The organism is Salipiger thiooxidans, from assembly GCF_900102075.1.
Lineage (GTDB): Bacteria > Pseudomonadota > Alphaproteobacteria > Rhodobacterales > Rhodobacteraceae > Salipiger > Salipiger thiooxidans.
Map to the genome: position 1 here is coordinate 53,359 of NZ_FNAV01000009.1, position 15,654 is coordinate 69,012.

Annotated in this window: 16 protein-coding genes; 6 read left to right on the top strand and 10 right to left on the bottom strand. The window is 68.2% G+C overall.

Features of this window, described 5'->3' with window-relative positions:
- The first annotated feature begins 98 nt into the window (after positions 1 to 98).
- Positions 99 to 1,397 (top strand): citrate synthase, encoded by a 1,299-nt coding sequence (gltA, locus tag BLQ77_RS14495; RefSeq protein ID WP_008885220.1) that lies wholly within the window; start codon positions 99 to 101, stop codon positions 1,395 to 1,397.
- 177 nt (positions 1,398 to 1,574) lie between these two features.
- Here the strand turns inward: gltA and BLQ77_RS14500 are convergent, their stop codons facing one another.
- Positions 1,575 to 2,351, bottom strand: coding sequence for an enoyl-CoA hydratase-related protein (locus tag BLQ77_RS14500; RefSeq protein ID WP_089960428.1), 777 nt, complete (start codon positions 2,349 to 2,351; stop codon positions 1,575 to 1,577).
- A gap of 203 nt (positions 2,352 to 2,554) precedes the next feature.
- Here BLQ77_RS14500 and BLQ77_RS14505 point away from each other — a divergent pair, with 203 nt between their 5' ends.
- Positions 2,555 to 2,926, top strand: coding sequence for a VOC family protein (locus BLQ77_RS14505; RefSeq protein ID WP_089960429.1), 372 nt, complete (start codon positions 2,555 to 2,557; stop codon positions 2,924 to 2,926).
- 27 nt (positions 2,927 to 2,953) lie between these two features.
- Here the strand turns inward: BLQ77_RS14505 and BLQ77_RS14510 are convergent, their stop codons facing one another.
- From BLQ77_RS14510 to BLQ77_RS14525, 4 genes are all read right to left on the bottom strand, one after another.
- Entirely contained in the window at positions 2,954 to 3,445 is a 492-nt protein-coding gene (locus tag BLQ77_RS14510; RefSeq protein WP_089960433.1) for a cytochrome c-type biogenesis protein, read from the bottom strand.
- Positions 3,442 to 5,409 (bottom strand): heme lyase CcmF/NrfE family subunit, encoded by a 1,968-nt coding sequence (locus BLQ77_RS14515; RefSeq protein ID WP_089960434.1) that lies wholly within the window; start codon positions 5,407 to 5,409, stop codon positions 3,442 to 3,444. The genes BLQ77_RS14510 and BLQ77_RS14515 overlap by 4 nt, the downstream gene beginning before the upstream one ends.
- A 182-nt stretch (positions 5,410 to 5,591) precedes the next feature.
- On the bottom strand, positions 5,592 to 6,236 hold the full coding sequence (locus tag BLQ77_RS14520; RefSeq protein WP_089960435.1) for a 3TM-type holin: 645 nt from the start codon (positions 6,234 to 6,236) through the stop codon (positions 5,592 to 5,594).
- Positions 6,227 to 6,847 carry a holin-associated N-acetylmuramidase gene (locus tag BLQ77_RS14525; RefSeq protein WP_089960436.1) on the bottom strand — a complete coding sequence of 207 codons (621 nt, stop codon included), beginning with the start codon at positions 6,845 to 6,847 and terminating at the stop codon, positions 6,227 to 6,229. The genes BLQ77_RS14520 and BLQ77_RS14525 overlap by 10 nt, the downstream gene beginning before the upstream one ends.
- A gap of 126 nt (positions 6,848 to 6,973) precedes the next feature.
- Between BLQ77_RS14525 and BLQ77_RS14530 the strand changes: the two genes are divergently transcribed.
- Entirely contained in the window at positions 6,974 to 7,402 is a 429-nt protein-coding gene (locus BLQ77_RS14530) for a cupin domain-containing protein (RefSeq protein ID WP_089960437.1), read from the top strand.
- Between the two features lie 86 nt (positions 7,403 to 7,488).
- Here BLQ77_RS14530 and BLQ77_RS14535 read toward each other — a convergent pair whose 3' ends face one another.
- The 4 genes from BLQ77_RS14535 to zwf all read right to left on the bottom strand — a co-directional run bounded on the left by BLQ77_RS14535 (position 7,489) and on the right by zwf (position 12,148).
- Positions 7,489 to 8,277 carry a PRC-barrel domain-containing protein gene (locus tag BLQ77_RS14535; protein WP_089960439.1) on the bottom strand — a complete coding sequence of 263 codons (789 nt, stop codon included), beginning with the start codon at positions 8,275 to 8,277 and terminating at the stop codon, positions 7,489 to 7,491.
- Positions 8,278 to 8,396: 119 nt separating this feature from the next.
- Positions 8,397 to 9,980: a glucose-6-phosphate isomerase gene (gene pgi, locus BLQ77_RS14540; protein ID WP_089960441.1), complete on the bottom strand. Its 1,584-nt coding sequence runs from the start codon at positions 9,978 to 9,980 to the stop codon at positions 8,397 to 8,399.
- Between the two features lie 33 nt (positions 9,981 to 10,013).
- Positions 10,014 to 10,691 carry a 6-phosphogluconolactonase gene (gene pgl / locus BLQ77_RS14545; RefSeq protein WP_089960443.1) on the bottom strand — a complete coding sequence of 226 codons (678 nt, stop codon included), beginning with the start codon at positions 10,689 to 10,691 and terminating at the stop codon, positions 10,014 to 10,016.
- Positions 10,688 to 12,148 carry a glucose-6-phosphate dehydrogenase gene (gene zwf / locus BLQ77_RS14550; RefSeq protein ID WP_008884521.1) on the bottom strand — a complete coding sequence of 487 codons (1,461 nt, stop codon included), beginning with the start codon at positions 12,146 to 12,148 and terminating at the stop codon, positions 10,688 to 10,690. Before zwf ends, pgl begins: the two co-directional genes overlap by 4 nt.
- Positions 12,149 to 12,383: 235 nt before the next feature.
- On the opposite strand from zwf, the gene BLQ77_RS14555 reads away from it, so the two are divergent.
- Positions 12,384 to 13,322, top strand: a complete 939-nt coding sequence (locus BLQ77_RS14555) for a nucleoside hydrolase (protein ID WP_089960448.1) — start codon at positions 12,384 to 12,386, stop codon at positions 13,320 to 13,322.
- Positions 13,319 to 13,765 (top strand): GNAT family N-acetyltransferase, encoded by a 447-nt coding sequence (locus BLQ77_RS14560; RefSeq protein WP_089960451.1) that lies wholly within the window; start codon positions 13,319 to 13,321, stop codon positions 13,763 to 13,765. Before BLQ77_RS14555 ends, BLQ77_RS14560 begins: the two co-directional genes overlap by 4 nt.
- Before the next feature lie 16 nt (positions 13,766 to 13,781).
- Here BLQ77_RS14560 and BLQ77_RS14565 read toward each other — a convergent pair whose 3' ends face one another.
- Positions 13,782 to 14,090, bottom strand: a complete 309-nt coding sequence (locus tag BLQ77_RS14565) for a YdeI/OmpD-associated family protein (RefSeq protein ID WP_165617117.1) — start codon at positions 14,088 to 14,090, stop codon at positions 13,782 to 13,784.
- A gap of 131 nt (positions 14,091 to 14,221) precedes the next feature.
- Between BLQ77_RS14565 and BLQ77_RS14570 the strand changes: the two genes are divergently transcribed.
- Positions 14,222 to 15,640, top strand: coding sequence for a protein adenylyltransferase SelO (locus BLQ77_RS14570; protein ID WP_089960459.1), 1,419 nt, complete (start codon positions 14,222 to 14,224; stop codon positions 15,638 to 15,640).
- Positions 15,641 to 15,654 lie beyond the last annotated feature (14 nt).

Genomic DNA, 15,654 nt, shown 5'->3' on the forward strand with positions numbered 1-15,654 from the left:
CCGGGATCGTAGCCCTTAACGTCCCGTAAGGTCATGTGAAGGAAAAGACTGCCGCGGCGCACCCTGCGCCCAGGCCTTTTGATGAGGAACGCAGAAGCATGGCTGAAACACCGACCAAAACCGCGAAGCTGACGATCGACGATCAGAGCTTCGATCTGCCGATCTACTCGCCCACCGCCGGGCCGGACGTGCTCGACATCCGCAAGCTTTACGCGCAGGCAGGTGTCTTCACCTACGATCCGGGCTTCACCTCGACCGCGAGCTGCGACAGCACCATCACCTTCATCGACGGTGACAAGGGCGAGCTGCTGCACCGCGGCTACCCGATCGACCAGCTGGCCGGAAAGTCGCACTACCTCGAAGTCTGCTATCTGCTGCTCTACGGCGAACTGCCGACCGCGAAGGAACTCGAGAAGTTCGAGAACACCATCACCCGCCACACCATGCTGCACGAACAGATGCAGTATTTCTTCCGTGGCTTCCGTCGTGACGCGCACCCGATGGCGACCATGGTGGGCGTGGTCGGTGCCATGTCGGCGTTCTACCACGACTCGACCGATATCGCCGACCCGCGTCAGCGCGAGATCGCCTCGCACCGCCTGATCGCCAAGATGCCCACCATCGCGGCCTGGGCCTACAAGTACTCGATCGGCCAGCCGTTCGTGTACCCGAGAAACGACCTGAGCTACGCGGCAAACTTCCTGCACATGTGCTTCAGCGTTCCGGCCGAGCCCTATCAGGTGAACCCGATCCTGAGCCGCGCCATGGACCGGATCTTCACCCTGCACGCCGACCACGAGCAGAACGCCTCGACCTCGACCGTGCGTCTGGCGTCGTCCTCGGGCGCGAACCCGTTCGCCTGCATCGCGGCCGGCATCGCCTGCCTCTGGGGCCCGGCACACGGCGGCGCCAACCAGGCCTGCCTCGAGATGCTCAAGGAAATCGGCTCGCCCGACCGCATCCCCGAGTACATCGCCCGCGCCAAGGACAAGAACGATCCGTTCCGCCTGATGGGCTTCGGCCACCGCGTCTACAAGAACTTCGACCCGCGTGCGACGGTGATGAAACAGTCCGCAGACGAGGTGCTCGACCTGCTCGGCGTCGAGAACAACCCGATCCTCGCCACCGCGAAGGAGCTCGAGAAGCAGGCGCTGGAGGACGACTACTTCTCTGAGAAGAAGCTGTTCCCGAACGTCGACTTCTATTCGGGCATCATCCTCGAGGCGATGGGCTTCCCGACCTCGATGTTCACCCCGATCTTCGCGCTGTCGCGGACCGTGGGCTGGGTGTCGCAGTGGAAGGAACAGCTGGCGGATCCGCAGCACAAGATCGGCCGCCCGCGTCAGCTCTACCTCGGCAGCACCGCGCGCGACTACGTGGACATCGAGAACCGCTGATCCGCGGTCTCGACGGACCTGGAAAGGGCCGCCCGGTTGGGCGGCCCTTTTTCGTTCGGGTGCTTTCGGTCTGGTCGTTGCTGACCGGAGGCGCTGCGCTGGCGGCAGGGGGCGGATGCCTCCGGCGGGGATACTTGGGGCCAGAGGAAGGGCTGGCCGCGGCTCGCCCCGGCGGGCTCAGCGCCCTTCGAAATGCGGCGGGCGCTTTTCGAGGAAGGCCACGACGCCTTCCTTGAAGTCGCGGGTCTTGCCGCATTCGCCCTGCAGCCGCGATTCGAGCGCGAGCTGGCCCGCGAGATCGTTCTGGAAGGCGCCACGGATGGCCGTCTTGATCCGGCCGTAGGCCTCGGTCGGCCCCTTGGCGAGGTACGCGGCCCGGGCCCTCCAGACGGCGGCAAACTCGGCGTCGGGGACCGCTTCCCAGATCATGCCCATGGCATCCGCCTGACGCGCCGAGATGCGGTCGGCGAAGAGCGCCGCGCCCATGGCCTTGGCGAGCCCCGCCTGCCGTGGCAGTGCCCATGTCCCGCCGGCGTCAGGAATGAGGCCGATGCGGGTGAAGGCCTGCATGAAGAAGGCGCTCTCGGTGGCGATCACCACGTCATGCACCAGCGCGAGGTTGGCACCCGCGCCCGCCGCCGCGCCATTCACCGCCGCGATGGTCGGCACCGGGCAGTCGACGATGGCGTTGAGCATCGGCTCGTATTCGTCGCGCAGCACCCGCTCGAGGTCGATGTTGGCGGCGGTCTCGCGGTCGCCAAGGTCCTGGCCCGAGCAGAAGGCCCGGCCGTCGCCGGTGAGCACCACGACGCGCGCCTCGGTCCCCGCCTGCTGTACCGCGTGGGTGATTTCGGCCCGCATCTGGGTGTTGAGCGCGTTCATCACGTCGGGGCGCGACAGGGTGATGACCGCCACGCCGTCGGCGTTCTCGTATCGGATGGTATCGTAGATCATTGGGGTTTGCCTCCTGCCGCTCCCGTTCGGCGCCATCAAACATGCGGCAGCGGCGATTGGCAAAGGCAAACGCGGCGTCACGACGGCGGGAATTCCGCACGTGGTACGGGGGCTTGGCGGGGCCCTTGCGGAGCGTGGCGGGAAGCCGCCTGCCCGGTTCTGCGCGCTTTGTGCGTGGCCGGAAATCGCGCAGACTGCGGGTCATGAGCTACAAACCCGACGGATACACCGACCTTGCCGCCTACCTGCTGGTGACCGACCCCGAGGACGTGCTGCGCTTTTGCGAGACGGTGTTCGGCGCCGAGCGCCTGCGCGTGATGCAGGACGGCGAACGGATCATGCATGCCGAATGCCGGATCGGAGACACAGTGCTGATGATGGGCGGCGTCGAGGAAGGCAACCCCACCATGCTGCACCTCTATCTCGACGACCCCGACGCGGCCTTCGCCCGCGCGCTCGAGGCGGGCGCGGAAGAGCTTCAGCCGATGCGCGACGGGCGTGATGGCGACCGCCGCGGCGGGTTCCGCACATCCTGCGGCACGCAGTGGTACGTCTCGCGCCAGATCGGGGACTGACCCTTCCGGGCGCGGCCCCTCCAGGCTTCAGCCCCTGAGGATTTCCTCGAGCCGAGCCTTTTCCTCGGGCGTCAGCCCGGCCTCGGTGGCCGGCGCCGCGCGCGATCGGTTGCGGATGTAGATCCCGCCCGTCACCACCGCCAGCACGAAGAGCAGCGGGCCCGCCGCCCAGAGCAGCCAGTTCCAGCCGCCGGTGGTGGGCTGCAGCAGCACGAACTCGCCGTAGCGGTCGACGAGGAAGGCCACGACCTCTTCGTCGCTGTCCCCGGCCACCAGCCGTTCGCGCACCATGAGCCTCAGATCGCGGGCCAGCGAGGCGTTGGAATCGTCGATGTTCTCGTTCTGGCAGACGAGGCAGCGCAGCCCCTTGGAAAGCTCTCGGGCTCTCGCCTCGAGCGCCGGATCGTCGAGCATCTCGTCGGGCTGCACCGCCAGCACCGGCCCCGGCAGCACCGTGCCGAGCGCCAGCACCAGCGCGAGCAGCATCGCGAGTTTGCGCAGCATCCCGAGCCCGGTCATTCCGCCGGCACTCCCCTGGCCGGCACCGTCTTGCGGGCACCGGCGGCGACGCGGAAGCGGCGGTCCGAGAGGCTCAGAAGCCCGCCGAGCGCCATCAAAATGGCGCCGCCCCAGATCCAGTTGGCGAGCGGCTTGATGTAGACGCGCATGGTCCAGCCGCCGGCGGTCTGCTGGTCGCCGATCACCACGTAGACGTCGCGCAGGAAGCGGTAGTCGATGGCGGCCTCGGTAGTCGGCATCTTGGCGACCGGGTAGTCGCGTTTCTCGGGATAGAGATGCGCGATCTCGCGGCCGTCCTCGCGCACCGCGACCTCGCCCATGGTCGAGAAGTAGTTCGGCCCCTGCACACGCTGCACGTCCTGAAGCTCGATCTCGTAGGCGCCGACGGTGAAGGGCTCGCCCAGCTGCGCGACGCGGATGTCCTCCTGCTGCCACGCCATGAGCCCGGCGATCCCCGCCATGCAGACGCCGAGCCCGGCATGGGCCACGGCCTTGCCCCAGTCGGCGCGCGGCAGGCGCAGCAGGCGGCGGTAGTCGCGGCTCTGGCCGATGCGGCTCAGGATGTCGGTGACCGAGCCCGCCACCAGCCAGGTGCCGAGCGCGAGGCCGATCGGCCCCATCAGGCTGCGCCCGGTCTGGATCGTCCAGAACAGCCCTGCCACCGCCAGCGCCAGCAGCATCGCCGGCACGAGCCGGCGGAAGATCACCCCGAGCTTGCCGCGCTTCCAGCTCAGCATCGAGCCTATAGGCAGCAGCAGGCCCAGCAGCACCATGAAGGGCGTGAAGGCCATGTTGAAGAACGGCGCCCCGACCGAGAGCTTGCGCTGGAACAGCATCTCCGCAACCAGCGGCCAGAGCGTGCCCACGAAAACCACGAAGCAGGCGACGGCGAGCAGGATGTTGTTGGCGACCAGCGCCGACTCGCGACTGACGACGCCGAACACGCCCTTGGCCTGCATCACCCCGGCCCGCGCCGCATAGAGCGTCAGCGAGCCGCCTGTGAAGATCACCAGGATGGCGAGGATGAAGACCCCGCGCTCGGGGTCGGTGGCGAAGGCGTGGACCGAGGTCAGCACGCCCGAGCGCACGATGAAGGTGCCGATGAGCGAGAAGCTGAAGGCGAGGATGGCAAGCAGCATGGTCCAGCTCTTCAGCGCCTCGCGTTTCTCGACCACGATGGCCGAGTGCAGCAGCGCCGCCGCCAGCAGCCACGGCATGAACGAGGCGTTCTCGACCGGGTCCCAGAACCAGAAGCCGCCCCAGCCGAGCTCGTAGTAGGCCCACCACGATCCCAGCGCGATGCCGATGGTCAGGAACACCCAGCTCAGCAGCGTCCACGGCCGCACCCAGCGACCCCAAGCTGCATCCACCCGGCCCTCGATCAGGGCGGCGGCGGCGAAGCTGAAGCAGATGCTGAGCCCGACGTAGCCGAGGTAGAGGAACGGCGGGTGGAAGGCGAGCCCGGGGTCCTGCAGCAGCGGGTTCAGGTCCTGCCCGTCGAAGGGCGGCACCGCGAGGCGCAGGAAGGGGTTCGAGGTGAAGAGGATGAAGGCGTAGAAGGCGACACCCACCATCGCCTGGATGCCCAGGACCCGGGCCCGCAGGCTGGGCGGCAGGTTGCCACCGAACCAGGCCGCCATGGCGCCGAAGAGCGCCAGGATCAGCACCCAAAGCAGCATCGAGCCCTCGTGGTTCCCCCAGACGCCGCTGATCTTGTAGAGCATCGGCTTGGCGGAATGGCTGTTCATCACCACGAGCCTCAGCGAGAAGTCCGAGGTGACGAAGGCATGGGTCAGGGCCGCGAAACTGAGCAGGACCAGCAGGAACTGAGCGGTTGCGGCGGGCTCGGCCACGGCCATCCAGCCGGGCCAGCGTTTCTGCGCGCCCACCATCGGCACCACCGCCTGCACGCAGGCGACGAGGAACGCGAGGATCAGGGCGAAATGTCCGAGTTCGGTAATCATGATCAGATGTGTATACGAAAGCCCCCCTGAGCGGCCAACGGAAATCGAGGGACTGAGGGTATCACTTTGTCGCAATCCCCCGGGCGTGTGGTGACGCGAAACGGGGGCCGCAGAACGCGACCCCCGTCTTTGATCTCACCACAAGCAACCGCAAACATACACTCTGGGGCGTCCGGGCCGCCTCACACCGGGCGGCGGACCCAGGACACGGCTCGCGGACCGGAGGCGCGCCACTCCGCCAGCGCGGGGTTGTCGTCCGCCGCGCTCCCGGCGAGCGTTGCGCCCTCCGCGGCGTCTTCGGACAGAGCCGCCACCGCCGCGGTCTCCTCGGCGCCCCCGGAGCCTGACACCGCCGCAGCCGCCCCCGCCTCATGCCCCAAGGGCAGCCGCGCCGCTGCCACAGCCGCCTGCGCGAGGCCGCGGCGGAATTCCTGGTCCTTGAGCTGCGCGCGGCCGCCGAAATAGAAGGTGACCACAATGCCGAACATCACCCAGGCGGCCTCAGGCAGCACCGCCCAGGCGCCGAAGACCCGCGCCATGGCCTCGGGGTTGCGGGCGGTCTCGACCAGCATCCACACCAGCCCCAGCACCATGAGCGGGCGCGGCAGGCGGTTCACCCCGTCCATCAGCCGGTCGAACCAGCCGCGCTGGCGCGGTGCGAACTCGGCCGAGAGCTGCGCCAGCGCGGCGCTGTCGAGCGCATGGGCCCGCCCGGCCGAGGCTTCGGCATTGGCGCGGAACACCTCGGCCGTTTCGGCCACCACGTTGCGCCCGTCGCCGAACATGCCGCGCAGCGCCGTCCCCACCAGCCCCGTGATCATGCCCATGCCGCCACCCGCGCGCGGAACTGCGCGTCCGAAAGGTGGTAGCGCGGCGATATGAATTCCTCGGCGCGGCGGATCCAGCCGCCCTTGCCGCCGGCGCGGGTGCGCGCGTATTTGCGGCTGGCCGGACGGCTGTCCGCCAGCGCGAAATAGTAGTTGCGGCGCGCGATGCCGTAGGCGTCGGCAAGGTGATGCGGCGCTCGCGCCTGCGCGCGTACGGCGGCGGCCACGGTGCGCGGACCGATGGCACCGTCCACCACCAGCGTCTCGCCCATCTGCACCAGCAGCCGCTGCAGGATCTTCACCGCGTTGTGGCCCGCGTTCACGTACATGTCGAACACCGACGCCTGCAGCGGCTCCGGAAGTTCGTCGATGCGCGGCGCCACGAAGTAATGCTGCACGAAGATGTCGACCGCCTGCGCCTGGCTCAGCCGCGCCACGTCCTGCGCGTCGACGTCGCCGTCGCGGTCGAGGTCCAGCCCGAGCCGGCGCATGGTGTGGATGGTAACCCCGTATTTCGTCGCCCCGCCGGGATCGTCGGGGTCGTTCACGTAGCCGCCCTCACGGGCGACGATCTCGCCGGCGATGCGCCGGACGTCGCGGTCTGCGGACATTTCTGGTCTCCCGCTCTGCTTTGCCTCACACTCGGGGACGCGCCGCCGCTTCCTCGGGACGGGTCCCATGGGCCGAGCCTCGGGGGAATTGGTTAACCAAGACACCGAGCATCGCACGGAGCCCGCATGACCCTGACTGCCGACGAGATCATCACCCTGCTCGAGCTCTCGCCCCATCCCGAGGGCGGGCATTTCCGACAGACCTGGGTGGCCGATGCGCCCGAAGGCGAGAGGCCGGTGGGCACCTGCATCTACTTCCTGCTCAAGGCCGGCGAGAGCAGCCACTGGCACAAGGTCGATGCGGCGGAGATCTGGCTCTGGCACGCGGGCGCGCCGCTGGTGCTATCGCTTGCCGCGACGGACGAGGGCCCGCGCGAGGACCTGGTGCTGGGTTCCGACCTCGCCAGCGGCGCCCGGCCCCAGCGTATCGTGCCCGTGGGCCACTGGCAGGCAGCGCGCAGCACCGGCGACTGGACGCTGGTGAGCTGCACCGTGAGCCCCGGCTTCCGCTTCGAGGGTTTCACCCTTGCCGAGCCCGGCTTCGACATTCCCTGAGGCACGTCTCGCAACGTTCTGATCGCAAAACGAAAAAGGGCCGGAGCGCGAAGCTCCGACCCTCGGGTAGACCTGCGAGAGGTGCCTTAGTTCACCGGCGATTCGTCGATGTCGGGCATCTCCATCAGCTGTTCCTTGGTGTAGTTGGTCACCACGACGTACTTGCCGTCGTCGATCGGCGTCAGCGACACGTCGCTCAGCGAGAGATGGACGTGCTTGTCGCCGATGTCGAGGAAGCCGCCAACCTCGGCCACGATGCCTTCGAAGGAACCGTCGGCGTTGAGGATGATGTCCTCGATCGAACCGATGTTCTCCCAGTTGTCCTGGATCACCATGCCGCCGTCATTGGTGGCGGCCATCTCGGTGCCGGCGTCAGTGGCGGCCGGATCGGTCGCTGCCGGCTCGGCTGCGGTCATGTCGGTGCCTTCGGCTTCTTCGGTCGCCGGCAGCTCGTCGTTGACGGCGTAGATGGCGCCGCCGGTGATGTCGCGGGTGCGGATCAGGCCATCGGGGTCGTTGGCGAAGACTTCCTCGAGCGACCGCTCGCCTTCGGCCTCCGCGGTCTCCATCGCACCGTCAACCTTGTCGGCGGCGTTGTCGATGGCTTGACCGGCATCGTTCGCGGCGTTTTCCATGGCGTCGCCGGCTTTCTTGGCGCCGTTCTCGATGGCGTCGCCGGTGTTCTCGGCGGCCTGCTCCATGTTTTCGCCAGCCTGCTCGAGGTTGTTCTCGGCGGCTTCCATGTTCTGTTCAGCGTTCGTCTCGACCTGCGTGGCCTCATCCTTGGGCTTCACGGTTTCGTCGGCGGTCTGAGCGGAGACGGCGCCACCTGCGGTGAGGGCGATGGCGGCAACGGTCATGGTAAGGCGTTTCATATTGTCTTTCCTCCGTACATTGTCGTCACGATGTTGCGACGTCTGCCCTCACAACACACGGAAGCCCGGGCCGTTCCACCCGGGCCACCTGCCACTGGTAACAAGTTTTTGACGGAACCTTAGCTCGCATTCCTGTGAAGGAATGTGAGCAGTGCCTGCGTCGAGCCGTCCTTGTCGCCCGGGTCCTGCTCGCCTGTCACCATCGGCCCGAGCGCGGTCGCCAGCTCCTTGCCAAGCTCCACGCCCCACTGGTCGTAGGAGTTGATGTTGAGGATCACGCCCTCGACGAAGACACGGTGTTCATAAAGCGCCACGATCCGGCCCAGCGTGCGGGGATCGAGCAGCGGGTAGACCAGCGTGGTCGATGGCCGGTTGCCCGGGACCACCCGGTGCCGCGCCTGCCGTTCCAGCTCGTCGCCCTCGAACTGGCCCGCCACCTTGCTGCGGGCCTCGTCCAGCGACCGGCCCCGCATCAGCGCCTCGGACTGCGCGAGGCAGTTGGCGACGAGCAAAGCGTGGTGGTGCTTCAGCGCGGGCTCGTGGCCGCGGGCCGCGACCATGAACTCGCAGGGCACCACGCGGGTGCCCTGGTGGATGAGCTGGTAAAAGGCGTGCTGGCCGTTGGTGCCCGGCTCGCCCCAGACCACCGGCCCGGAGTTGCAGTCGAGATCGGCGCCGTCCATGCCGACGCCTTTGCCGTTGCTCTCCATCTCGAGCTGCTGGAGATAGGCCGGCAGGCGCGAGAGCCGGTTGTCGTAGGGCAGCACCGCGCGGGTGGCGTGGCCCAGCACCTGGTTGTGCCACATGCCGACGAGCGCCAGCATTACCGGCATGTTCCCGGCCAGCGGTGCCTCGCGGAAATGCGCGTCCATCGCCGCCCCGCCCTCGAGGAAGGCGCGGAAATCGTCGGGACCGATGGCGATCATCATCGACAACCCGATCGGCCCCCACATCGAATAGCGCCCACCGACCCAGTCCTCGAAGCCGAAGACGCGCTCGGCGGGGATGCCCCAGTCCGCCGCCTTCTCGTGGTTCGAGGACAGCGCCACGAACCTGCCATCGGTCGCCACGCCCTGCCCTTCGAGCCAGTCCCACGCGGTTCGTGCGTTGGTCATGGTCTCGATGGTGGTGAAAGTCTTGGAGGCGATGATGAAGAGCGTCGTTTCGGCCGGGCATCGCTTCAGCGTGTCGGCGATGTCGGCGCCGTCGACGTTCGAGACGAAATGGCAGCGCGGCCCGTCATGGTAGGGTGCCAGCGCCAGCGTGCCCATCTTGGGCCCGAGGTCCGAGCCGCCGATGCCGATGTTGACAACGTCGGTGATGCCGGAGCCGCGGATCTCGGAGGCCAGCGCCTCCATCCGCGCGAGCGTGTCGAGCACCTCGGGCATCACGTCCTTGCCGTCAACCTCGACCGGGGTGCCCGCGAGGTTGCGCAGCGCGGTATGCAGCACGGCGCGGCCCTCGGTCTCGTTGATCTTCGCGCCCGAGAACATCGCCTCGCGGCGTGCCTCGACACCGGCGCCCTCGGCCACCGCGATCAGCGCGGCGAGGAACTCGGCATCGAGCTGGGTCTTGGAAAAATCGAACAGCATGCCGTCCTGCTCGATCGAGAAGCTGGCGGCGCGGGCCGGATCCTCGGCGAAGAGCGCGTCGATGCGGCGCCCGTCGCGGGCCGCGGCGAGTGTTTTGAGGTCATCCCACATGTATCTAGTCCCCGTGTGTCTGGTCGGAGCGGTTTACTCGGCCCAGTGCACGACCGCCTCGTCGAGCACCGCGTTGATCGGGGCCTCGGTCGGCGCCAACCCCTTGGCCTTTTCAAGCACGTCGCGCTTGTCGTGGCCATAGATCACCAGGTGCTTTTTCAGCGCGCCGTCGAGAACCGGCGCGGAAAGCGTAATCCTGGGCTCCGGCGCGCCCGGTGCCCGCATCGGCAGCAGGATCGGTGCCTCGTCGTGCAGCGCCTCGTCAAGCTTGTCGGCGCCGGGGAAAATCGAGGCGGTGTGCATGTCCGCCCCCATGCCCAGCATCACCACCGCCAGCGGCAGCGCCGGCGCGATGGCACCGGCAAGCTCGGCCAGCCGTTCCTCGGGCTCGGCGGCCTCGGCATAGAGCGGCAGGTAGCGCGCCGCCGCGGCACGCTCGACCAGCAGCCGCTCGCGCAGCAGCCGCGTGTTTGAGCGCTCCGAGCTCTCGGGCACCCAGCGTTCGTCGGTCAGCAGCACGTCGACCCGGTCCCAGTCGAGATCGGCGGCGCAGAGCGCGTCGAAGACCGGCCCGGGCGAGGTACCGCCCGGCACCGCCAGCGCCGCGCGGTCCTGGTGCGACAGCGCCGCGCGCAGTTCTCCCGCAATCTGGTTGGCGAGGTCCATCGCCAGCATCTCGCGGTCCGGGTAGGTCCTGAATTCGTAGCTCACGCCTTGATCCCCCTCCATCGGCGACCGTCGCGGTTGATCAGGAAGGCCGCGTCGTCCGGCCCGATACTGCCCGCGTCATAGGGCTTGGGCGAGTCGCCGCGCCGCTCCCAGCCTTCGATCAGCGGATCGGTCCAGGCCCAGGCGGCCTCGACTTCGTCACCGCGCATGAACAGCGTCTGGTTGCCGCGGATCACGTCCATGATGAGCCGCTCGTAGGCATCCGTCACCTCTTCGGCCTCGGGCCCCAGCGCCTCGGCGAAGGACATGTCGAGCGGCACGTCCACCAGCCGCATCCCGCCCGGGCCCGGCTCCTTGATGGTCACGCCCAGCGTCATGCCCTCGTTCGGCTGCAGCCGGATCGAGAGCACGTTGCGGTGCCGGCCCGAGTCGATGCCGAAGATCGAATGCGGCGTTTCCTTGAAGACCACGGCGATCTCGGAGGCCCGCGCCGCCAGCCGCTTGCCGGTGCGCAGGTAGAAGGGCGTGTTCGCCCACCGCCAGTTCGAGATGTAGCACTTGAGCGCGATGAAGCTCTCGGTCTTCGAGGTCGCGTTCTCGGCATCCTCGCGGTACGAGGCCATCTCGCCGTCCGAGGTGTACTGCCCGCGCACGATCTGGTCCGGATCCACCGGATCCAGCGCGCGGATCACCTTGAGCTTCTCGTCGCGCACCGCGTCGGCCTCGAAGCGGGCGGGCGGTTCCATGGCGATCAGGCACAGGAGCTGCATCAGGTGGTTCTGTACCATGTCCCGCATGGCACCGGACTTGTCGTAGTAGGAGCCCCGCCCCTCGACGCCCACGGTCTCGGCCACGGTGATCTGGATGTGATCGACGTATTGCGCGTTCCACAGCGGCTCGAACAGCATGTTGCCGAAGCGCACGGCCATGAGGTTCTGAACCGTTTCCTTCCCGAGGTAGTGGTCGATCCGGTAGATCTGGTCCTCGTGGAAGTGCTGCGCCAGCTCCTCGTTCAGCGCCCGCGCGCTTTCGAGATCGTGGCCGAAGGGTTTCTCGACGACGATGCGGCTCTCGCGGGTCGACAGCTCGTGGCTGCGCACCTGCTTGGCGAGATCGGCAAAGAGGCTCGGACCCACCGAGAAGTAGAACGCGCGCACCACGTTCTCGTCGTCGCGCAGCAGGCTCTTGAGGCTCTCCCAGCCGCCCTCGCCCTTGGCGTCGACCGGCACGTAATGCAGCTGCTTGAGGAAGCCCTTCAGCGCCTTCTTGTTGTCGGCGCTCTTCTTGCCGAACTCGGCAATCGCCTCGCGCGCGAACTCGCGGTAGCCGTCATCGTCCATTTCCGAGCGCGCGGCGGCGATGATGCGGCTGTCGTCGGGCATCTGGCCGGCGCAGAACCGGCGGAACAGCGCCGGGATGATCTTGCGGCGGGCCAGATCGCCGGTGCCGCCAAAGATGACCAGGTCGAACGGGTCGACGGGAATGACGCGGGATACCATGGCCGGGTGTTCTCCGATTCTCTGCATCTGGTGACGTTAGCGTTAACAACGCTTCCTTTCCCTAACCCATCGCGTGCCGCGAGTCTAACATCGTGCGGCGGCGCGGCAATGACCCGATCCGAAATTCTGCCGGACCGGCGGTGTTTTGTCCGTCTCGCCCGCTCGGGGACACATCGGGTTGAACGCGCCGGGCCCGCGTGTCACCTGTCAGGCGTCGCATTCGAGGAGGCTTCCCATGGCAGAGCGCATCATCATCGACACTGATCCCGGCCAGGACGACGCCGTTGCGATCCTGCTCGCCCTCGCCTCTCCGGACGAGATCGAGGTGCTGGGCATCACCGCCGTGGCGGGCAACGTGCCGCTGGCGCTGACCGCGCGCAATGCCCGCATTGTCTGCGAACTGGCCGGACGGCCCGACATGAAGGTCTTCGCGGGCTGCGACCGCCCGCTGCGCCACGAGCTGGTGACCGCCGAGCAAGTGCACGGCAAGAGCGGGCTCGACGGCCCCGACCTGCCCGAGCCCACCATGCCGCTGCAGGGCGCGCATGGCGTAGACTTCATCATCGAGACGCTCCGCGCCGAGCCCGCCGGGACCGTGACGCTTTGCCCGCTCGGACCGCTCACCAATATCGCCACCGCTTTCGAGCGCGCCCCCGACATCGTTTCGCGGGTGAAGCGCATCGTGCTCATGGGCGGCGCCTATTTCGAGGTGGGCAACATCACGCCGGCGGCCGAGTTCAACATCTACGTCGACCCCGAGGCTGCGGCACTGGTCTTCGGTGCGGGCGTGCCGCTGGTGGTGCTGCCGCTCGACGTGACCCACAAGGCGCTGGTCACCAAGCCCCGCAACGACGCTTTCCGCGCGCTCGGCAACCGCGCCGGCACCGCCGTCGCCGAGATGACCGACTTCTTCGAGCGCTTCGACCTGGCGAAATACGGCTCCGACGGCGCGCCGCTGCACGACCCCTGCGTCACCGCCTACCTGCTGCGGCCCGATCTGTTCTCGGGGCGGTACATCAACGTCGAGATCGAGACGGTCTCGCCGCTCACCCGGGGCATGACCGTGGCCGACTGGTGGGGTGTCACCGACCGCGCGCCCAACGCCACCTTCATCGGCGATCTCGACGCCGACGGCTTCTTCTCCCTGCTGACAGAGCGGCTGGCCCGGCTATGAAGGCCCTCCACCTCGCCGGTCCCGACGATCTCGAGCGGCTCGTGGCCATGGTCCGCGCCTTCCACGTCGAGATGCGCTACGACAGCAACGAGGAGCACGTGCGCGGCGCGCTCGAACCGATCCTCGAGGGCGCGCCGCACGGGGCGATCTGGCTGATCGGTCCGCGCAAGGCGCCGGTCGGCTACATCATGATCAGCTTCGGCTGGAGCCTCGAGTTCGGCGGGCTCGACGCCATGGTCGACGAGCTCTACGTCCGCCCCGCCGTGCGCCGACGCGGCATGGGCGGCGAGGCGCTGCAACAGCTCTCCCTCGGGCTCCGCGACAGCGGCGTCATGGCACTGCATCTCGAGGCCGACCGGTCCGACGAACGGCTTCAGCAGTTCTACCGCCGCAACCGCTTCAAGATGCGCGAGGGCTACGCGCTGATGAGCCGGGTGCTCTGACGCGGTCCGCGCCCGCTCAGCGGTCGTTAAGCCCCTCGCCCCTGAGGATCTTCGCCCGCGCCTTCTTCAGCCGCGAAATCCGTGTCGCGGATTGCCTGGCTTGCGTCAGGTGCAGCACCCAGCTGCGCAGCGCCGCCGGGGTCAGCGCCCCGAACCCGGCGGCCAGCCAGAAGTCATCCTCCAGCGCCGCCACCAGCTCCTCCGGGTGGTCGAGGTCGTCCTTCTCGAAGGTCCCGTGGCGCCGGCCTCCTCGAGCTTGATGGCCGGGATCCTCGCGGTGTTGTCGGCCATCGCCACCCTCTTCGCGGCCCCTTGCGGCGGACATGGCGGCAGCATGTCCCGGCCCCGCGCACCTGTCCATCCTGCGCGGCGCCGCCCGGCACCTTCGGCATATCCTCGCCCGACGGGCCGTGCCATACCCCTTCCTTTCCCCGCCGGTTCGATTATCTCTGTGGCATGACCCTGCACATCCCCTTCGACAACAGCTACGCCCGGCTTCCCGCCACCTTCTACACCCGGCTGAAGCCCACCCCGGTGGCGCGCCCGTCGCTCGTCGCCTTCAACGCACCGCTGGCCGAAGAGCTCGGCATCACCGGCACCGACGACCCACGGCTGGCGCCGGTGCTGGCCGGCAACGTCCTGCCCGAGGGCGCCGATCCGCTGGCCCAGCTCTACGCCGGGCACCAGTTCGGAGGCTTCTCGCCGCAGCTCGGTGACGGCCGCGCGCATCTGCTGGGCGAGGTCGTCGACCGCAGCGGGACCCGGCGCGACATCCAGCTCAAGGGCTCGGGTCCCACCCCCTATTCCCGTCGTGGCGACGGCCGCGCGTGGCTCGGTCCGGTGCTGCGCGAATACGTGGTGAGCGAGGCGATGCACGCGCTCGGCGTGCCCACGACCCGCGCGCTGGCCGCGGTGCGTACCGGCGAGGACATCCTGCGAGAAGGTCCCCTGCCCGGGGCCATCCTCACCCGCGTCGCCGGCAGCCACATCCGCGTCGGCACCTTTCAGGTCTTTGCCGCGCGCGGCGACACCGAGGCCCTGCGCACGCTCTTCGACTACACGGTCGAGCGCCACTATCCCGGTGTCACCAGCCCCGACGGGCTGCTCGCCGCGGTCTGCGAACGGCAGGTCGCGCTGGTGGCGCAATGGCTGAGCCTCGGCTTCATCCACGGCGTGATGAACACCGACAACTGCACGCTCTCGGGCGAGACCATCGACTATGGCCCCTGCGCCTTCATGGACCGCTACGACCCGAACCAGGTCTATTCCTCGATCGACCGCTACGGCCGCTACGCCTATTCCGCGCAACCCGACATCGTCGTCTGGAACATGGCGCAGCTCGCCACCGCGCTGGTGCCGCTGATGCCCGACGCCGACGACGGCGTGCAGGTCTTCACCCGCATCGTGCACGGCATGGCGGACCAACTGCGCGCGACCTGGCTGAAGCGCTTCGCCGCAAAGCTCGGCATCGCCGATCCGCGTCCTGAGGACGCGAAGCTCGTCGCGGGGCTGCTCGCGCTCATGCACAAGGGTCAGGCCGATTTCACCAATGCCTTCCGCGCCCTGCACTCGGATGACGCCCGCGACCAGTTCACCGACCGCGAGGCCTATGATGTGTGGGACGCGCAGTGGAAGGCCCGGATCGAGGCCGAGCCCGACCCCGAGGGGCTGATGCGCCGATCGAACCCCGCCTTCATCCCGCGCAACCACCGCATCGAGCAGATGATCGCCGCGGCGGTCGACGGCGACGAAAGCTACTTCCACCACCTGAACCTGGTGCTGTCGCGGCCCTACGAGGACCAACCCGACGCGGTGGAGCTTCAGGCCCCGCCAACCCCGGATGAAGTGGTCCCCGCCACCTTCTGCGGCACCTGACGGCCACGCCGGGA

Coding starts and splice junctions, on each gene's coding strand:
- gltA (WP_008885220.1), top strand. CDS start 99: ATGGCTGAAACACCGACCAAAACCGCGAAGCTGACGATCGACGATCAG.
- BLQ77_RS14500 (WP_089960428.1), bottom strand. CDS start 2,351: ATGATCTACGATACCATCCGATACGAGAACGCCGACGGCGTGGCGGTC.
- BLQ77_RS14505 (WP_089960429.1), top strand. CDS start 2,555: ATGAGCTACAAACCCGACGGATACACCGACCTTGCCGCCTACCTGCTG.
- BLQ77_RS14510 (WP_089960433.1), bottom strand. CDS start 3,445: ATGACCGGGCTCGGGATGCTGCGCAAACTCGCGATGCTGCTCGCGCTG.
- BLQ77_RS14515 (WP_089960434.1), bottom strand. CDS start 5,409: ATGATTACCGAACTCGGACATTTCGCCCTGATCCTCGCGTTCCTCGTC.
- BLQ77_RS14520 (WP_089960435.1), bottom strand. CDS start 6,236: ATGGGCATGATCACGGGGCTGGTGGGGACGGCGCTGCGCGGCATGTTC.
- BLQ77_RS14525 (WP_089960436.1), bottom strand. CDS start 6,847: ATGTCCGCAGACCGCGACGTCCGGCGCATCGCCGGCGAGATCGTCGCC.
- BLQ77_RS14530 (WP_089960437.1), top strand. CDS start 6,974: ATGACCCTGACTGCCGACGAGATCATCACCCTGCTCGAGCTCTCGCCC.
- BLQ77_RS14535 (WP_089960439.1), bottom strand. CDS start 8,277: ATGAAACGCCTTACCATGACCGTTGCCGCCATCGCCCTCACCGCAGGT.
- pgi (WP_089960441.1), bottom strand. CDS start 9,980: ATGTGGGATGACCTCAAAACACTCGCCGCGGCCCGCGACGGGCGCCGC.
- zwf (WP_008884521.1), bottom strand. CDS start 12,148: ATGGTATCCCGCGTCATTCCCGTCGACCCGTTCGACCTGGTCATCTTT.
- BLQ77_RS14555 (WP_089960448.1), top strand. CDS start 12,384: ATGGCAGAGCGCATCATCATCGACACTGATCCCGGCCAGGACGACGCC.
- BLQ77_RS14560 (WP_089960451.1), top strand. CDS start 13,319: ATGAAGGCCCTCCACCTCGCCGGTCCCGACGATCTCGAGCGGCTCGTG.
- BLQ77_RS14565 (WP_165617117.1), bottom strand. CDS start 14,090: ATGTCCGCCGCAAGGGGCCGCGAAGAGGGTGGCGATGGCCGACAACAC.
- BLQ77_RS14570 (WP_089960459.1), top strand. CDS start 14,222: ATGACCCTGCACATCCCCTTCGACAACAGCTACGCCCGGCTTCCCGCC.